Here is a 19390-nt window from a genome sequence, read left to right on the forward strand (position 1 = left end):
GATGGGGTCATCCGCCCTCAGGACGGAAACAGGATCGGAATCAGCAGCACGCTGACCACCAGCGAAAACACAGCAAGTGGTGTCCCGATCTTCAGATAGTCGGCAAACCCGAAACCGCCCGCCACGCTGACCAGCGCATTAGAGGGCGTAGACACCGGCGACATGAACGCCGCCGACGACGCAATGGCCACCGTCATCGCAAATGCATAGGGAGACGCGTGCAGGCTTTCGGCGATGCTGATGGCGACCGGGCCCATCAGCACGGCCGTCGCGGTGCCGGAGACCACCACGCCCAGCGTCACCGTCGCCACGAACACCAGCGCCAACTGGCCGTAGATGCCCCAATCGCCCGAATAGTGCAGCAGGAACTGCGCGGCCAGGTCCACGCCGCCGCTGCGCTTGAGCGCCAGCGCAAACGGCAGCATGCCCACGATCAGGATCAGCGCCCGCCAGTTGATCGACCGGTACGCCACGTCCAGCGTCACGCAGCCGAACAGGCCCATCATCAGGGCGCCGATCAGCCCCGCCATCACGTTGGGCACCCAGTCGGTCAGCATCAGGAACACCACCGTCGCCAGCGAGAGCAGCGCGTGGATGGCGCGGTTGGGCACCGGCACCAGCGAATCGGCTTCGACCGGCATCGCCAGGCTGACCAGATCGTGCTCTTCGGCCTGCAGGGAAAAAATGCCCGCCCACGGCCCGACCACCAGCAACGTATCGCCCACGCGCATCTTCACGTCGGGCAGGTCGCGCTTGGCCTCCTTGCCGCGCCACAGGCCCACGACGAAAAGTCCATGCCGCCCCAGCACCACGGAATCGCGCGCATTCGCGCCGTCCAGCCGAGATTCCGACGGGATAATGACCTCCACCATGCCCACATCACGGGCCTGATCCGTGAAGTACACGCCGGACATCTCCAGCCGCCGCAGGTGATGCCGGCTGCAAAAGCCGTCGATATCGAACCCCTCTGCATCCCTGTCCAGGAGCAGGATGTCGCCCGCCTCCAGCACGTCGTCCGCCGTCGCGCGCATGACGGCCCGCGCGAACCGCGTGTTGCGCTCGATGGCGATGACGAATGCTGCCTTGCCGAGTTCGCCCGCCCACAGTCCGAGCTGGCGTCCCACCAGGTCCGAGTCGGTCTGCACCAGCAGGCGGCATGCCCGGTTCTGCAGCGAATATTTGGTCGCCCAGTCGCCCAGGCTGGGCCGGTTCAGCGCGCGCGGCCCCTGGCCCGCGTCGATGAGCTTGCGCGCGAACAGCATGTAGGCGACGCCGCCCGCCAGGACGACGATCCCGATCGGCGTGAAGTCGAAAAAGCCGAAACCCTCGTAGCCCGCATAACCGAGCGCGCTATTGAGCACCAGATTCGGCGTGGTCGCCACCAGCGTCAGCATGCCGCTGATCGCCGCCGCCGCGCCCATCGGCATCAGGATCCGCCGGGCCGCCATGCCGGATTTGCGCGCGATCCGCAGCACGATGGGGATGAAAATGGCCACGACGGCCGTGGAGCTCATCACGGCGCCCATCGCGCCGACCGCCCCCATCACCAGCAACACCAGCCAGCCCTCGCTCTTGCCGCCGTGCCGCAGCAGCAGGTCGCCGACGGCCTGCGCCACCCCGGTCCGCACCAGCCCCTCGCCGACCACGAAGAGGCACGCGATCAGGATGATGGCGGGATTCGAGAACCCGTCCAGCGCCTCGCGGTAGGTCACGGTGCCGCTCAGCGGCAGCAGCAGCATGACCAGCAGCGCGACGGCATCCGACCGCGGCCGCCCGATGACGAACAGCACGACGGCCGCACAAAGAATGGTGAGGACAATCGCCAGTTCGCTGCTCATTGCCGTGCTGCCCCCTGCCCCTTTCGGCTAAAACGCCGTATTGCCCGTGCTGATCGCCCACACGCCGATGCCGCAGGACACCAGCACGAGCAGCAGGATCGGCCACTCGTACGGCGCGAAGATGTTGCCGCGCTGCTCGCGGCGCGATATCAGGAAAAGAATGGTGCCCGGCGCGTAGATGACGCAAGACAGGACGAAATACCGGAAACCGCCCGCATACACCAGCCCGGCCGCATAGACCGTGGCCGCCACCGCCAGCCCCAGCTCGATCTTGCGCCGCCGGCTCCAGCCGTCATAAGTTTCACCCCGCACCGCCAGCATCAGCCCGAACGCCGCCACGAAGAAGTACGGAATCAGGCTCATCGAACTGGCCATGTTCTTCAGCAGCACGAAGGTGTCCTCGGTGAAGAGCGTGACGATCAGAAAGAGCTGCACGATGCCGTTGCTGAGCCACAGTGCCGCCGCCGGCACGCCGTGGCGGTTTTCCCGGCCCAGAAACGACGGCATGATGCCCGCGCCCGCCGCGGCGCGCAGCACTTCGGCGGCCAGCAGGATCCACGCCAGGTAGGCGCCCGCCACCGACACCATCAGCCCCACGCTGACCAGCATGCTGCCCCACGGTCCGACCGCGGCCCGCAGCACGCCCGCCATGGACGGGTTGCGCAGCGAGGCCAGTTCCGCGCGCGGCAGCACGCCATACGACAGCATCGTCACCAGCACCAGCAGCGCCAGCACCAGCAAGAACCCGACGATTGTCGCCACCGCCACGTCCTCTCGGCGCTTGGCGTAGCGGGAATAGACGCTGGCGCCCTCCACGCCCAGGAACACGAACACCGTGACCAGCATCGTGTTGCGCACCTGTTCGAAAAGACTGCCCTTGCCCCCGCCGCTGAGCCCTTCGGCAATGTTGGCGCGCAGCACGTCCAGGTCCACGGCAAACGCGGCGAAGACAATGAAGATGGCGATGGGCACGACTTTGGCGATGGTCACGACCGTGTTCATGCCCGCCGCCTGCCGGATGCCCCGCAGGATCAGGAAATGGGTGGACCACAGCAGCACCGACGACACCAGCACGGCAGACACGGTATCGCCGTCGCCGAAGAACGGCAGGACGGCGCCCAGCGTTCCCTTGAAGATGACGAAATAACTGACGTTGCCCAGGCAGGCGGCCGTCCAGTAGCCCAGCGCCGCCAGAAAGCCCAGATACAGCCCGAATCCGGCCTTGGCATACGCGAAGATGCCGGCGTCCAGATCGGGGCGCCGGCGCGACAGGAACTGGAACACCATCGCCAGCGTCAACATGCCCGTGCCGGCAATGGCCCAGGCCACCAGACCGCCCACCGGCCCGGTATTGCGCGCAAAGACGCTGGGCAGCGAAAAGATTCCCGCGCCCACCATCGATCCCACCACCATGGCGGCCAGCGCCATGCGAGAAAGTTTGGCAGTTTCCCCGCTCACGTTCTTCTCCTGAAAGCGATCCGGTGGTTGCGCGCCCGCGCGGCCGCCCTTTTAAGGGATGGCCGCGCGCGGCAGTGCGCCGCTAGGCGGGATCCCGCGAAATCGGGCACGTCATGCAGTGCCCGCCGCCCCGGCCCCGGCCCAGTTCGGCGCCGACAAAGGTGACGACCTCGATCCCCGCCTTGCGCAAGAGCGTGTTGGTGTAGACATTGCGGTCATACGCCAGCACGACCCCGGGCGAGATGCAAACCAGGTTGGCGCCGCTGTCCCACTGCGTGCGCTCGCGCAGATAGGCGTTGCCGCCGGTCTCGACGACGCGCATCTTCTTGATGCCCAACGCCTCGCCGATCACGTCCACGAGGGACCCCTTGTCCTTGTGCAGCTCCAGCGACCCCGGCGCGCTGCCCGGCCGATAGGAGAACGCCTGGATGTTGTTGACGATGTCGGGATACATCAGCACGCAATCGCGGTCGGCAAAGGTCAGCACGGTGTCCAGGTGCATGGCCGCCCGCAGCTTGGGCATGGCCGCCACGATCACCCGGTCTGCCGCATTCTTGGCGAACAGGCTGGCCGCCAGCTGGCTGATGGCCTGGCGCGACGTGCGTTCACTCATGCCGATCATCACCGTCCGGTTGCCGATGGGCATGACGTCGCCACCCTCCAGCGTGGCCAGTCCATGGTCGGCGGTGGGGTCGCCCCACCAGACGTTCACCTTGCCGGCAAAGCGCGGATGGAACTTGTAGATGGACGACGTCAGGATCGTCTCTTCGTGCCGCGCGGGCCAATAAAGCGGATTGAGCGTGACGCCGCCGTAGATCCAGCAGGTCGTATCACGCGTGTACAGCGTGTTGGGCAGCGGCGGCAGCAGGTATTCCGTGACGCCGGCGGCTTCCTTGATGAGCGTGAGCTGTTCGCCGCCGATCGACTCGGGGAACTCCTCGGTCGACAGCCCGCCGATCAGGGTCTCGGCCAGCTTGCGCGCCGGCAAGCCGTCCAGGTAACTGCGGATCTCGTCGAGCAGGCCCAGGCCAACCTGGTTCGCCACGACCTGGTTGTCCAGGATCCACTTCTTCGCTTCAGGTATCGCGACCGTTTCGGCCAGCAGGTTGTGCATTTCCACGACGTCCACGCCGCGGTCCCGCATCTTCGTCATGAAGTCGAAATGGTCGCGTTTCGCGTTGTCGACCCACATGACGTCGTCAAACAGCAGCGCATCACAATTGGAGGGCGTCAATCTTTCGTGGGCGCGTCCTGGCGCGCAGACCATCACCGTGCGCAATTGCCCGACTTCTGAATGGACTCCAAATTCCTCGGTATCAGCCATGACTAGCTCCCAGACGTTAGATGGCAATCCAGCCGTAGATCAGGCCCACGATGGCGGCCAGGGCTCCGACGCATGCCACGATGAAAACGACCAACTCCCAGCCGGTGAAGAATTTCCGGCCCTGCTCGCGCCGGGCCCAGAAGTACAGGACCGACCCGGGTGCATACAACAGCGCCGACAGCAGCAGGAACTTCAAGCCGCCGGCGAAGATCATGAAAAGCGTGTAGACGGCCGCGATGCTGGCAAGTGTGAGATCGCGCTTCTGGTCCTTGCCGCCGACGTAGGTTTCGCCGCGCTTGGCGAGCTGCCAGCCGAACCCCGCGACCAGCAGGTACGGAATCAGCGACATCGCGCTGGTCAGGCTGAGCATCAGCGAAAACGCATCGCGTGACCAGTACGTGCTGATGACGAAAAGCTGCACGATGATGTTGGTCACCCACAGCGCGACGACCGGCACGCCGTTCTTGTTCTCGCGGGCGAACGCGCGCGGCATGTCTTCCGTCTTTGCTGCCGCGTGCATCACTTCGGCGCAGATCAGCGACCAGGCCAGATACGCGCCCAGCACCGAGATCAGCAGACCGACGCTGACGAACACGGCGCCCCACGGCCCAACCACCGACTCCAGTACGCCGGCCATGGACGGCTGGCGCAGCGCCGCGATGTCGGTCTGTTGCATGGCGGCATAGGGCAGCAGAGACACCAGCACCATCAGCAGCAGCGCGGTCACAAACCCGATCAGCGTGGCCACCCCCACGTGCGAACGCTTCGACGCGAAGCGGGAATAAACGCTGGCGCCCTCGATGCCCAGAAAGACGAAGACCGTCACCAGCATGGTTCGCCTCACCTGCTCAAACAGGCTGTAGCCGCTCATGTCGCCCCAGAAATTGATGCGGAAGAGGTCAACCTTGAAGGCCACGAACAGCACGATGATGAACACCACGATCGGGATGATCTTGGCCACGGTCACCACGGCATTGATGAACGCCGCCTGCTGCACCCCGCGCAGGATCATGAAGTGGAACATCCAGATGCCCACGGACGCCACAGCGATTGCGATGACCGTGTTGCCGTCGCCAAAGACGGGAAAGAAGGCGCCCAGCGTCGATTTGATCAGCACCCAATACGACACGTTGCCGATGCAGCTGCCGATCCAGTATCCAAACGCGGACAGAAAGCCCAGGTAATTGCCAAACCCGGCCTTGGCATACGCAAAGACGCCCGCGTCCAGGTCGGGCTTGCGCTCGGCCAGCGCCTGGAACACGCGCGCCAGCGTGTACATGCCCGCGCCCGCAATGATCCAGGCGATCACCGCCCCAACCACGCCCGTTGCCCCGCCAAAGGTCCGGGGCAGCGAAAAGATCCCGGCGCCGATCATCGACCCCACCACCATGCCCGTCAGGGCAAGCAATCCAAGCTTCTTGGGAGTACCGCTTTCCATCATGCACCTCCAGTATTGAGCAAAGACGTGAGCAGGTCGGCCGCCGTCCCGGATGCTGCCCGGGACGGCCGGCTCAGCCGCGGGTAACGCGCAAACTGCGGCTGGCGCCGTACACCGTGGTCATCGTGATAAGAAGCGGCACGCCGATGAACGTGCCCGGTATGCCCCACACCAACCCCCAGAAAAACACCGCAAACATCACCATCAGCGGCGACAGCGAAAACGCGCTGCCGGCCAGCCGGGGTTCCAGATAGCAGCCGTAGACGATCTGGATGCAGTTCAAGACGACCAGCACCAGAATGCTCGTCTGCAACGATCCGTATTGCACGAACGCGAAGAACGCCGGAAACACCGTCGCCACCAGCGGCCCCAGGAACGGGATGTAGTTCAGCAGGAACGCCAGCCCGCCCCAGGCGGTCGCCAGCTCCAGCCCGGCGTAGATCGCAAACAGCCAGACGGTCACGCCCGTCAGCACGCTGGCGATGGTGCGGATCACCATGTACCAGCGCAGCTTGCTTGCCACCTCGCGGGCGACCGCCATCCAGCGCTGCGCCCTTGCCTCGCCCAGCAGGCGGGTCAGCCGCTCCGGCGCCTCGTCCAGTTCGAACAGCCCGAGCGCAATGAAGACGAAGGCGATGAAGATCATGCCCAGCATGCTATTGATCCGCAGCGCCACTTCCTGGATCGCCCGCACCAGCCATGACACGTTGAAGCTGTCCTGGAACATCTGGATCGCCATCGCGCCGTGCGGGTGCAGCATTTCGGTCTCTAGCGTGAACAGGCGCTGGAAGCGCGCGGCGTTGGCCATGACCCACTGCGCGACCAGGCTGAAGCCCCAGGCCGCCAGCGACAGGAACACCACCGACACGACCAGCGTCACCACCAACGCCAGGATCGCGGCGAGCGGCGCGGGCATCTTGCGGCCCAGGTACTGACGCAGCGGCGCGACCAGGCAGATCACGAACAGCGCGAACGTCAACGGCACGAACACCGGGCTGGCCAGGTACAAAAGCCCCAGCAGCAGGATGGCGAAAATGCCGGACAGTGCGAAAGACATCATCTTGGTATCACCCCATCAACGCGCTTGACCAGATAGGCATAGAACGGATTGGAGGTCAGCCGGGTCAGCGTATCCATGCCGATCACGAAAGCCCCGACCTCGCCGCGCATGGACATGGCGCCCAGGCTGATGCCGAATTCCTCGATGTTGTCCGGGTGCGTGCCGTACAGCGCGTCGTCGGTCGGAAACGGCAGCGCCACGTGCGACAGCGAATAGACCTCGCGCGGGTAGTCCATGCCGATGGCGCGTTCCACGACCGCGGTCGCGTTCGGCTCGATGACGCGCTCGATCATGGCGCTAGACGTGGGGCTGGCGTTGGTGACGAGCGTCAGCCGGTAATTGCGCTTTTCGCCTGGCAGCGTGCCCGCCAGCTGCCAGGCCACGCCGCGGCGGAACTGCGGCCCGAGCTTGGTGGCGCGGTTCAGGTCGAACAGCACCAGGTCGCTGCCGTTGGCGGGCAGGCGCGCATACAGGGCGTTGATCAGCGCGCGCGTGCTGACCGTGAAGTCCAGCACCGAATGGAACGTGATGATGGGCGGCAGACGCTCCAGGCCGCCGGATCGCTGCTGCGCAACCAGCCTGTCCTGCAGCGTCTGCGTCAGTTCGAACGACTGGCGCGCCGCGTGGACCGGGAACGAGTTGTACTTGAACGGGTTGAACTCCGGCACGATGCTCAGCCACGCGGCCTTGGCGAACGCGGGCAGGATGGCGGGCAGCCCGGCCACGCCCGCAAAGCGCGCGAACGACGTGATGCCGACCATCGGCGACAGCAGCACCAGGCGGTCGGGCTTGTCGAGCTTGGGATTGTCCAGCGCTTCCAGCGTGTGCATCAGCGCCAGCGCCCCGCCGTTGGAAAAGCCCACCATATGCAGCGGCTTGGGTGCGGGCACCCGGCGCCGCGCTTCGCGCACCGCCAGACGCGTCGCGGCCGCCCAATCCTCCCAGTGCGCGTCCGTCAGCCCGCCCGGCACCGTGCCGTGGCCCGGCATCCGGATGGCGATCGCCACGTAGCCGACGGATTGGTAATGCGCGGCGACGTGGCGCAGGCTGTAGGGCGAATCCGTCAGGCCATGCAACAGCACGGCCACGCCCTGCGGCTCTCCCGCCGGCGTCAGGACGAATGACCGGTTCCAGTCGTGCGCGAAGTGTTCGGGGTAGACCTTGGCGTCCGCGAAATAGCGGTTGCTGTCCACCTTGTCCTCCGGCAGCAGCTTGTCGCCTACGTTCTGCCGGACCAGCGCGAAAAGCGCGTCCTCGTGCGCGAGGTAATCGTCCCAGGTGCTGTGGTCCAGGCGTTCGGCGTCCAGTTCCCGCGGGACATAGGTGTGCCAGGCGGCCAGCGGCGGGCCCTGCTGGATGTCGTACAGGCGAACGCCCATCAGCGTGACGACGACCAGCACGGCAAGGCCGGCAAGGATGAACACGGCTTTGCGCAGCCTGCGCCACCCCGGGCGCGGGCTGGCGCTGACGGGCTTGCCGGCGTTCACTGGGGGGCTCCCACGCCGGGCGGCGGAACGGGGGTAGACATGGCGGGCGGACCGTTGGCCGCAGGACCGCCTGCCGCAGGGTCGCCTGCCGACCCTCCCGCGCCCGGCGGCGATCCCGCCATCACCACCTGCGGCTGCTCATCCCCGCCCCCCAGCGCGACATACAGCGACACGCCGTTCTGAAGCTGCGACGCGCGCAGCGTCAGCATCTGTTGCTCTGCATTGAACAATCCGCGCCGGGCGTCCACGACTTCCAGGTAGATCGAGATGCCGTTCATGTAGCGCAGCTCGGCAGTCTCGGCCAGGCGGCGCTGCGCCTGGATCGCCGTTTCCTGCGCGGTCACCTGCTCCTGGAAGCGCTTGCGGTTCTCCAACGCGGTGGCCACTTCGCTGAACGCCGTCTGTACCGTCTTGCGGTAGTTGGCGACCAGTTCGTCGCGCTGCGCCGTGGCAAGATCCACCGCCGCGCGCCGCTGCCCGTAATCGAAGATCGGCCACCCGATTCCAGCGCCGATGTTCCAGATCTGGCTGGGCGACGAAAAGAGGTCCGACAGCTCGGTGGAGGCATAGCCGAACGAACCGGTCAGCGCAATGCGCGGAAACAGGGCTGCGCGCGCCGCGCCGATGTTGGCGTTGGCGCTGCGCAAGCGGTTCTCGGCCTGGCGGATGTCGGGTCTTACGACAAGCAGTGACGACGGCAGGCCGGGACTGAGCGCATCGAACTGGCCCGCGGCCTCAATCGGCGGCCCAACGGTCATCTCCCGCTGCAGGTCTTCGCCCACCAGCACCCACAGACGGTTCCAGTGCGCCGCCGTGGCGCGCTGCCACTCGGCGAGCTGGGTCTGCGCCTGCGTCAGCAGGATGGCCGACTGCTCGAAGTCGACCAGCGAGGTCACGCCGGCGTCCAGCCGGTCCTTGGCGACGCGCAGCGCATAGCTGCGGGTTTCGACCGTGCGCTGCGCCAGCGCGATGCCCTCCTCGCCCGCCCGGGCGTCGTAATAGGTCGAGGCGACGTTTGCAATCAGCGACAGACGGAATGCCCGCCGCCCTTCCACGGTCGCCAGGTATTGCTGCAACGCGGAGGCGGTCAGGTTCCGGATCCGCCCCCAGAAATCCAGCTCGAAGGACGAGACCATCACCTGGGCGCTGAACTGGTTGAACTGCACGGTCTGCCGCGACCCCGCCAGCGCCGGATCCAGCACGGTCAGCGGCTGCTGGTTGCGCGACGCGGCCGCGCCGGCATCCAGTTGCGGCAGCTGGTTGGCGCGTTCGATGCGGTAGAAGGCGCGCGCCTGCTCGATCCGCGCCGTGGCTGCGGCCAGATCCTGGTTCAGTTCCAGCGACCGGGCGATCAGGCGCTTGAGTTGCGGATCGCCGAAGAACTGCTCCCACGTAACGTCCTGCGCCGCCACCGCATCCGGCGGGACCTCGCCCGGAAATACCGCAGGCGTCGCGACTTCCGGCTGGCGGTGCTCCGGCGCGAAATTGCAGCCGGCCAGCCCCCAGCCCATCAGCGCCAAGATGGCAATGCGCGCCGGCCTCATGGGGTCTCTCCCCGCTCTTCGGCCTTGGCCGGAACGCTGGCAGCAGGCGTGGACCCGGGCTTGGCCGCATTCTTGCGCGGCCCCGACCAGCGCCGCGCAACCATGTAGAACAGCGGCGTGAAGAAAACGCCGAACAGCGTGGCGGTCAGCATGCTGCCCATCACGCTCGTGCCCACCGCCTGACGGCTGGCCGCGCCGGCGCCGGTGGCCAGCACCAGCGGCAGCATGCCCAGCACGAAGGTGATGCTGGTCATGATGATGGGACGCAGACGCTGCCGGGCGGCATCGACCACCGCCTCTTTGCGGTCGCGCCCTTCCAGCTCCTCTTTCAAGGCGAACTCCACGATCAGGATGCCGTTCTTGGCGGCCAGGCCAATGATCGTGACCAGCCCGATATTGAAATAGATGTCCGCCGACATGCCCCGCCCGAGCGTGAACGCCGCCGCGCCCAGAATGCCGAACGGCAGGATCAGCAGCACGGACACCGGCACGGACCAGCTTTCGTAGAGCGCCGACAGCAGCAGGAACACCACGATCAGCGACAGGCCCAGCAGCAGCGCCACCTGATTGCCCGCCTGGCGTTCTTCGTACGCCGTGCCCGTCCATTCATAGGTGATGCCTTGCGGCAGGACGCGTCCGGCAATCGCCTCCATCTCGGCCAGCGCCACGCCGCTGGAGCGCCCGGCGGCGGCCTCGCCCGAGATGGTGATGGACGGAAAGCCGTTGTAGCGCTCCAGTTGCTGCGGGCCGTCGATCCAGCGCATCCGCGAGAACGCCGAGAACGGCACCATCTCGCCCCGGTTGTTCGGCAACTGCAAGGCGGCAATGTCCTGCGGCTGCATGCGCTGGTCGGCCTCGGCCTGGATGAACACCCGCTGCACCGAACCGTCGAGCAGGAAGTCATTGACGTAGTTCGACCCGAACGCCAGCGTCAGCGCCTGGTTGACCTGCGCGACCTGCAGCCCCAATGCGCGTGCGTGCACCCGGTCGATCTCGACATACAGGCGCGGTCCCGGCGGCATGCCGTCCAGCCGCACGCCGGTCAGCACCGGGCTGGCCGCGGCGGCCGCGATCATTGCTGCGCCGGTGGCGGCCAGACCCGCGCCGCCCTGCGCGGTGCGGTCCTGCACCTTCATGGAAAAGCCCGACGCGTTGCCCATCGACGGGATGGGCGGCGGATTCAGCGCGAAGATCATCGCCTGCGGAATCGACCGGAACGCCAGGTTGCTGCGCCCGACCAGCGCGTCGACGGCCTCGGCCCGATCGGTGCGCTCGCTCCACGGGTGCAAGTCCACGAACGACAGCGCCGCCGTCTGCCCCTGGCCGAAGAAGTTGAACCCGACCACCGACGCCACGTTGCGCACGGCCGGCAACTGGCGCAGCTGGCTTTCGGCCTGCTGCACGGCGGCCTCGGTCTGGTCGGCCGTGGTGCCGGGCGCGCCGGTGTACGACACGAAGAAGTAGCCTTGGTCTTCCAGCGGCAGATAGCCGCCCGGCAGGCGCGAGAACAGAAACACCGTCAGGCCGCAGACGCCCAGGAATATCAGCATCCAGCGCAGCGGCCGCACCAGCATGTGTTCGACCGCGCGCACGTACTGGCGTGTCATCGCGTCAAAGCCGCTGTTGAACTTGTCGAAAACCCACTGCTTGCCCTTCGAGATCCGGCCCTTGGGCGGCTTGCCGTCCGGCAGCTTGAGCAGCGTGGCGCACAACGCGGCGCCCAGCGACAGCGCCAGCACGGTCGACACGACGATCGCCACGGACAGCGTGATGGAGAACTGGCGGTAGATGGCGCCGCTGGAACCGGGAAACATCGCCATCGGCACGAACACCGCTACCAGCACCAGCGTGCTGGCGATGATCGGCCCCCACACCTGGCCGACCGCCTTGCGCGTCGCTTCCGGCGCGGAAATCTTCTCGTCCTGCATGATCCGCGCGACGTTTTCCGACACCACGATGGCGTCATCGTTCAGCACCCCGATCGCCACCACCATGCCAAAGAGCGACAGCAGGTTGATGGACGCCCCAAACAGGAACAGGCCCGCGCAGGTGCCGATCAGCGCGATCGGCACGATCAGCGTGGGGATCAGCGTGCTGCGCCAGCTTTGCAGGAACAGGAACACCATTGCCGTGACCAGCAACAGCGCTTCGACCATGGTGACCAGCACCGAGCTGATGGACGTGGTGATGAAGGGCGTGGTGTCGAACGGCACCGTCCAGCCGACGCCCGCCGGAAACACGGGCTCCAGCTCGGCCATGCGCTGCCGCACCTGCCGTGCCACGTCCAGCGCGTTGGCGTCGTTGGCCAGCTGGATGGCGATGCCGGCGGCCTCCTTGCCGTTGACGCTGAGCCGGAAGTTGTAGCTTTCGTTGCCCAGCTCAACCCGCGCCACGTCGCCCAGGCGCACCAGCGAGCCGTCGTTGTTGACGCGCAGGATGACCTGCCGGAACTGCTCCGGTGTGGAAAAGCGGCTCTGCGCCACGATCTGTGCGTTGAAGTCCGCGCCGCGCGCCAGCGGCAGATCGCCCAGCGACCCGCCGATCGTCTGTGCATTCTGTTCCTGCACCGCACGCATCGCGTCGCTGGCCGACATCTGGAAGCTGGCCAGCTTGCGTTCGTCGAGCCAGATCCGCATCGCGTAAGACGAGCCGAACAGCTGCACGTCGCCCACCCCGCGGATACGGCGCAGCTCGTTGAGGATGTTGTTGGACGCGAAATTGCCCATCTCGACGGCGCTGACGTTGCCGCTTTCCGATTGCAGCGCCAGCAGCATCAGGAAGCCGGACGACGCCTTGGTCACCGCCACGCCTAGCTGGCGGACTTCCTGCGGCAGCCGGGGTTCGACCCGGCTCAGGCGGTCCTGCACCTGGCTGCGAGCGACGTCCAGATCCGTGCCCGGCTGCAGCGTCACCGTGATCTGCGACGTGCCGTTGGCGCGGCTGACCGACGCCATGTACAGGAAGTTGTCGACCCCGTTCATCTCCTCTTCGATGATGGAGGTGACCGTGCGGTCGATGGTGGTGGTGTCGGCGCCCCGGAAGGTCGCCTGGATGGTGATCGAAGGCGGCGCGATGTTCGGGTATTGCTCCACCGGCAGCAGCACCACCGCGATCAGCCCGAACAGCAACAGGAACAACGCCACCACCCAGGCGAATACCGGCCGCAAGACGAAGAATGAGCCCATGACCGACTCCGCTAGGGTTTCGCGGCTTGCTGTTCGACCGGGTCAACCTGTTGGCCTGGCCTTATCTTGTGCCAGCCATCCACGACCACTTTCTCCCCTGGTTCAAGGCCGCGCCGCACCAGCCAGCTTCCTGAGATCTGCTCACCCACCTCGATCTGCCTGGGCACCGCCGTGTTGTCGGGCCCGATGACGAACACGGTGGCCGTATCGCCGTTCAGCCGCGCCGCCCGCGCGGGAATCAGAACGCCCTCCTGGCGCACGCCGACGAGTATCTGACCGTTGACGAACTGGCCGGGCAGCAACTCACGCTTGGCGTTGTCGAAGCGGGCGCGGATGGTCTGCGCGCCAGTGGTCCGGTCGACGCTCAGGTCCGCAAAATCCACGACGCCGGTCTCGCCAAACTCCCGGCCATTGGCCAACGTAAGCCGCACCGGAAACGTATTGCCAGCCGTCGCCAGCGCGCCGGAGCGCGCGTAGTCGGTCAGGTCCATGATGGCCGTGTTGGACTTGGTGAACGTAGCGCTGATCGGCGACAACTGGTTGACCTGCGCCAGCAGCGTGGCCGCCGATGCGCTGACCAACGCCCCTTCTGTGACCAGCGCGCGGCCCACGCGACCGGCGATGGGCGCCCTGACCGTGCAGCGGTCCAGCCGCAACTGCGCCAACGTGACCGCGGCCTGCGCATCGGCCACATTGGCCTGCGCCTGCCCCAGCGCCGCCAGCGCGGCTTCGTATTCCTGCGCGCTGACCGCCTGACGCTGCACCAGCGGGCGGAACCGGTCCGTGACCGAGCGCGCATTCTTCTGCACGGCCTGCGCGCGCTGCAGCATGGCGTTGGCCTGCGCCAGCTGCGCCTTGTAGTCGCTGGGGTCTATCTGGAACAGCGGATCGCCGGCCTGTACGTCGCTGCCTTCGGTGTACAGCAGTTTCTCGACGATGCCGTCAACGCGCGCCCGCACTTCAGCGGTGCGAATCGGTTCGATCCGCCCGGGCAGGTCCACGTTCAGGTCGACCGGCTGGCGGCCGACGGTCATCACGAACACCTTCATCGGCGCAATGGTGACGGCCGCCGCGTCGTTCCGGTCACCACATCCCGCCAATGCAAGCGTCCAGGCGCCCAAGGCATACAACATGACACGACGGACATTGCTGCTTACTTGCGTCATCCACTACTCCCAGGCGGTCGAACTCGGGGTCTCGCGCTGCCCTCACCTCATGGCGGAGGCAAGAGCCTTACTTGGACAGCTTGTATGCGGAACAGCTTATGGGTGGACACCTTGCGGGCGCGCCTGGGCGCGCCGGACTGACGGACGTTCAGCTTATGAAGCGAGGGCGCAGCAAGGCGCCATGGGGTTATCGCGTTGAAGTAGGAGAATGCCGCCGATCGGAAAAAGGCCGACCCAGGCGGAACCTGCCCAATTGACGCCAGGCTGGCTCTGGCCCGGCGTACGCCGGGCGCCATGCAAAACGAACAAGACCATCGACTTTCGCACAAGCATCCTTTATGTCGTTGACGAGGAAGACTGGCTGAAATAGGGCTGCATGGTCGAGCGGCGGATAGGGAATCCGCTTGCGGGCGCTGGCACGGCACGTGCTGAGCGCGACGCGAAAGCACAGCTTAAGTAGCGATGGCACTTAGTGCAAGCTTTTCTCGTTTGCGCCGTTGGCGAACGGGAACGAAAGCGAGGCGCTGGGAATCGGTGTCGCAGGATAGGGAGATTGGGAAAAAGTCCCGGGTCGGTCGCCCCCCCTGCGCAGTTGTTGCCAGACTAAACAAATAGAATCAAAAAGATGATTACGTGGGGAGACGAGGCGGGAAGTGGCGACAAGCGAACGTGCCGGCCACTTCCCACAACGCGCGCATCAACCGCGCAACCGCAGCTTGCGAACCACTTCGAGCAGATCGTCCAGCGACACCGGCTTGCTGATGTGGGCGGAAAAGCCTGCGCTGACGGCTTCGCGCATGTCTTCCTTGGCGCCAAACCCGGTGAGCGCGATGGAAGGCAGGTCAGCGCCGCCGTCTTTCTCGCGAATGGCGCGCATCAGCGTATAGCCATCCATCTCCGGCATGCCGATGTCCGACAGCATCAGGTCAAAGCGCGCGGTCTCCAGGATTTCCAACGCCTGCCGCCCGTTGGAGGCGGCCGTGACTACCGCCCCTTCCATGTCCAGCAGCTCGTGCATGATGTGCAGGACGTCCTCGGAATCGTCGACCAAAAGCACCTTCAACCCTTCCAAAGGCATGTCGGCGTTGGCTTGCGGCGCGTCCTCGGCTTCAAGGGAACCGGCCAGATCCAGCCATACCGTGAAGCGCGCGCCGAGTCCGAGGCCATCGGAATGGACCTGGATCGTGCCGCCATGCGCACCCACCAGTTCGCTGACAACCGCCAGGCCGATGCCCAGTCCGGGGCTGGCGCCCGTCTTCTGGCGGACGTCGCCCTGGCTGAACATGTCGAACACGCGGCCGATGAACAGCGGGTCGATGCCCTGGCCCGTGTCGGCGACCTCCAGTTTCAAGCGCTTGTCCTCGACGGCCAGCTTGAGCGCGACGGAACCGCCCTCGGGCGTGAACTTGATCCCGTTGTTCAGCAGGTTCCAGATCACCTGTTCGATGCGCACGGGATCCGCATCCAGGTAGATCGCCAGCGCAGGATCAAAGTCGCTGCGCAGATCGATGCCGGCCGACGCCGCCACGGGCTTGAGCACCTCGAGGATGCTCTTCGCGATGGCCACGACGTCGATGATCGATTTATTGAGCGCCAGCTTGCCCGTCCGGACGCGCGAGAGATCCAGCAGATCGTCGATGATGCGGGCCTGGCCTTTGACCGAACGCTGAATCAGGTCCGTGGCACGCGCGGCAGGGCCGAAATTGCGCACGGCCGGCGTGCGGGCCAGCAACTCGGCATTGAGCTGGATCAGGTTGAGCGGGTGCTTCAGTTCGTGCGACACGACCGCGAAGAACTCGTCTTTCAGCACACTGTCCGCGTGCGCGCGGTCCAGGCGCGACTCCTGCTCGGCGTCGCGCAGTTTCAGGTCTGTCACGTCGCGCACGATCTTGGCGAACCCCTGATAGACCGGGTCATCCATCCGGTTCACGCCGCCCGTGCAGAACACCAGGCTGCCGTTCTTGCGCTTGTGCCAGCGTTCGTCAGGGGCGTAGCCGATCTTCCTGGCGCGATTCAGTTCATGCTCGGGCCTGCCGGCCGCGATGTCCTCGTCAGTGAAGATGATCGCAATGGGCTTGCCTTCTGCCTCGGCGCTGGTGTAGCCGAACATCAGCTCGGCGCCGATGTTCCAGTTGGTGATGATGCCTTCGTTATCCAGCGTCATGATGCCGAAATCGCGCGCGCTCTCGGTCATGAGCTTCAAGTGGGCCTCGCCCAGTCGCACACTTTCTTCCGCCTTGCGCCGGTCCGTGATGTCGATGAACGTAAGGACCGCGCCTTCGATGCGGTGGTCACCGCTCCGGTACGGCAGCAGCCGCGCCAGATACCAACGGCCAGTCGTGCTGTGCACCTCGCGCTCCAAGGGGCGAAGTAGCTCGAACACGCCGGCTGCATCCTTGGCCAGGTCCGGATACTCCAGACGATGCGTGATGTCGAGCACCGAACGTCCGGCGTCGCTCGGAATCACATTGAAGATGTCGGCCGCGCGGGGCGTGAACCACTGGATGCGCATCATGCGATCCACGAACACCGTGGCAATGTCGGTGGACGCGATCAGGTTTTGCAGGTCGTCATTGATCTTCGCGGTTTCATCGACCTTGGCCTTCAGTTCCGCATTGACCGTGATCAGCTCCTCGTTGACGGACTGCAGCTCTTCCTTGCCGGTCTCCAATTCTTCCGTGGTGGAGCGCAACTCTTCATTGATGGCCTGAAGCTCTTCGTTGGAGGCCTTCAGTTCTTCCGTGGAAGTTTCCGCCTGCTCAATGGTCGCCTGCAACTGGCCCTTGGTGCGCTGGAGTTCGGCCTCCAGTTGCGTCAATACCATTGCGGAGCCGGTCGCGGGGCTGACAGCGCCCTCTGCGCTCATGATGTCCTCGACTTCCTCGAACAGCACAAGCAGGTAATCACTGGCCGACTCATCGTGCCGGAATGGCCGCACCACCATGTTGACGTAGGTCTGGCGCTCGCCAAGCGTCATTCTCACGCGCCGCGCCTCGACACTCTTTCGCGAATGCAGGGCCTGAAACATCGCGGTGCGCAATTCCGTGCGCAATTCCGGATGCACCGACAAGGGCAGATTGCGGGAAGGCTCGCCGCCCGGATGGCGCAGGAAGCGGCCTGCCCGCTCCGAAATGTGCACGATGTCGCTGTGAGCGTCGACGATGACACTGGGCGGCGCGAACATTTCGAGCGCACGCTGGTGCACGGCGGCATACGAGACCTTGGGCTGGCGAGCCGGCGCCGCCGAGGCGTGCACCGGCCGAACGTGATTAATCCTCCCGTCGGTCAGTTCGGGCATGCCGCTCAGTTGCGACGGCGTTTCCCGAGCGATATAGATGCGGTGGCGCTTGTCCACCACCTGAAAAAGCTGCGGGCACGCATCGGCCGATTCGGAACTGCCGAGGAAAAGATAACCGCCCGGCTTCAATGCGAAGTGAAACATGCGCAACACGTCGCGCTGCACTTCGCGGTCCAGGTAGATCAAGAGGTTGCGGCAACTGACCAAATCCAGCTTCGAGAACGGTGGGTCGCGCAGGATGTTGTGCACGGCAAACAGCACCCGCTCGCGGATTTCCTTCTTGACGCAGTACTCGTTGTCCTGCTCGCTGAAGAAGCTTTGCAGCATGGCTTCAGGCACGTCGCCCTTGATCGCCATCGGATAAGCCGCCGCCCGGCCCACGGCCAGCGCCGTTTCGTCGATGTCGGTGGCAAACAACTGGATCTTGGGCGGGTGGGGCAACGCATCGGCCTGCGCGCTCATCAGCATGGCCAGCGAATACGCCTCTTCACCTGTAGAACATCCGGCCACCCAGGCGCGCAACGCCACGTCCGGCGTGGTGCTCAGCGACTTCAGCAGCTTGGGCAACACGAATTCATCCAGATTGGCGAAAGCTTCCTTGTCCCGGAAAAACTGCGTGACGCCGATGAGCATATCGGACAGCAGTTTAGGGGTCTCGTCGATGCGTTCCTGAAGCAGCTTTCCGTATTCGGGCAAGGTTGACACGCCCGTAACCTGCATGCGGCGCTCGATCCGGCGAAGCACCGTGGCTTTCTTGTAGTGACGGAAATCGTGCGCCGTGCGGGCGCGCAAGAGGGCGAGAATGTCCCGCAACGCATTGCGTTCCTGTTGCGCCCCGTCCGTCACCTGCTCGGCATCCGCGGCGCCGGAGGCCTCGGCCTCGGTCAGCGGCGGCAGATGGATGCTGTCCATGTTTTCCGCGATCTGCTTGAGGCGCTGCGGCATGGTGGACACGGGCAGCACGATGTCCACCATGCCGGTGGCAATCGCATTGCGCGGCATGGTGCCGTGCTCGGCTTCCTCGGGCAACTGCGCGAACGTCACGCCGCCCTGTTCCTTGATGCGGGAAAGGCCCACCGATCCGTCGGACCCGCCACCCGACAGCACGATGCCCACGGCACGGTTCGTGTGCACATCAGCCAGCGTGCGGAAAAATTCGTCGATGGCAATCTGGCGGCCTTCCGGCCGGTTGGCGCCCGCCGAGATACGCAGATAGCCATCATTCATCGACAGCGAGGCTGCCGGGGGAATCACGTAGACGTGATCGCGCAGGATCGGCACGGGCTTGGTGACCTGCCTGACCGGTAACTCCGTGCTTGCCTGCAGAATCTTGTCGAGAATGCTTTCGTGGTCGGGAGACAGATGCACCACGACAACGAACGCCATGCCGGGCTTGGGCGGCATGTTGGAGAAGAAAGTCTTGAGCGCGTCGATCCCCCCGGCCGAAGCCCCCAGCCCGACCACCGGGAAGCTCAGGTCGCTGCGGGCAACTCCCGGTTTGTTGTTGGGAACGGACGGCGAATCGGACATTTTTAGCCTGTGGTTGCGTGCGTGGGAGTATCCGCCATGATACAGCCGCCAGTTTGCGTCAG

At 65.4% G+C, this 19390-nt stretch carries 10 protein-coding genes; all 10 read right to left on the reverse strand.

Annotation, left to right across the window (positions count from 1 at the left end; translation table 11 throughout):
* Positions 1-17 precede the first annotated feature (17 nt).
* Complete coding sequence (locus AB3147_RS19700; RefSeq protein ID WP_191579198.1) at positions 18-1838, reverse strand: SLC13 family permease; 1821 nt, start codon at positions 1836-1838, stop codon at positions 18-20.
* 27 nt (positions 1839-1865) lie between these two features.
* Positions 1866-3296, reverse strand: coding sequence for a basic amino acid/polyamine antiporter (locus AB3147_RS19705; protein ID WP_367352755.1), 1431 nt, complete (start codon positions 3294-3296; stop codon positions 1866-1868).
* A gap of 82 nt (positions 3297-3378) precedes the next feature.
* Positions 3379-4620: an arginine deiminase gene (gene arcA, locus AB3147_RS19710; RefSeq protein ID WP_175124296.1), complete on the reverse strand. Its 1242-nt coding sequence runs from the start codon at positions 4618-4620 to the stop codon at positions 3379-3381.
* A 16-nt stretch (positions 4621-4636) separates the two neighbouring features.
* A complete protein-coding gene (locus AB3147_RS19715; protein ID WP_239215527.1) occupies positions 4637-6058 on the reverse strand; it encodes a basic amino acid/polyamine antiporter in 1422 nt (473 codons plus the stop codon).
* A gap of 73 nt (positions 6059-6131) precedes the next feature.
* Positions 6132-7118, reverse strand: a complete 987-nt coding sequence (locus tag AB3147_RS19720) for an AI-2E family transporter (RefSeq protein WP_175185702.1) — start codon at positions 7116-7118, stop codon at positions 6132-6134.
* On the reverse strand, positions 7115-8605 hold the full coding sequence (locus AB3147_RS19725; protein ID WP_367352756.1) for an alpha/beta hydrolase: 1491 nt from the start codon (positions 8603-8605) through the stop codon (positions 7115-7117). The genes AB3147_RS19720 and AB3147_RS19725 overlap by 4 nt, the downstream gene beginning before the upstream one ends.
* Positions 8602-10149: an efflux transporter outer membrane subunit gene (locus AB3147_RS19730; RefSeq protein ID WP_367352757.1), complete on the reverse strand. Its 1548-nt coding sequence runs from the start codon at positions 10147-10149 to the stop codon at positions 8602-8604. Before AB3147_RS19730 ends, AB3147_RS19725 begins: the two co-directional genes overlap by 4 nt.
* Positions 10146-13334, reverse strand: a complete 3189-nt coding sequence (locus AB3147_RS19735) for a multidrug efflux RND transporter permease subunit (protein ID WP_367352758.1) — start codon at positions 13332-13334, stop codon at positions 10146-10148. The genes AB3147_RS19730 and AB3147_RS19735 overlap by 4 nt, the downstream gene beginning before the upstream one ends.
* An 11-nt stretch (positions 13335-13345) precedes the next feature.
* The gene (locus tag AB3147_RS19740; RefSeq protein WP_175124301.1) at positions 13346-14500 is read right to left on the reverse strand and encodes an efflux RND transporter periplasmic adaptor subunit; all 1155 of its coding nucleotides are present in this window, start codon (positions 14498-14500) and stop codon (positions 13346-13348) included.
* Positions 14501-15197: 697 nt separating this feature from the next.
* Positions 15198-19328 (reverse strand): CheR family methyltransferase, encoded by a 4131-nt coding sequence (locus AB3147_RS19745; protein WP_367352759.1) that lies wholly within the window; start codon positions 19326-19328, stop codon positions 15198-15200.
* Positions 19329-19390: the final 62 nt, after the last annotated feature.

This window comes from Achromobacter animicus, from assembly GCF_040775605.1.
In the GTDB taxonomy this organism is placed as follows: domain Bacteria; phylum Pseudomonadota; class Gammaproteobacteria; order Burkholderiales; family Burkholderiaceae_B; genus Achromobacter; species Achromobacter animicus.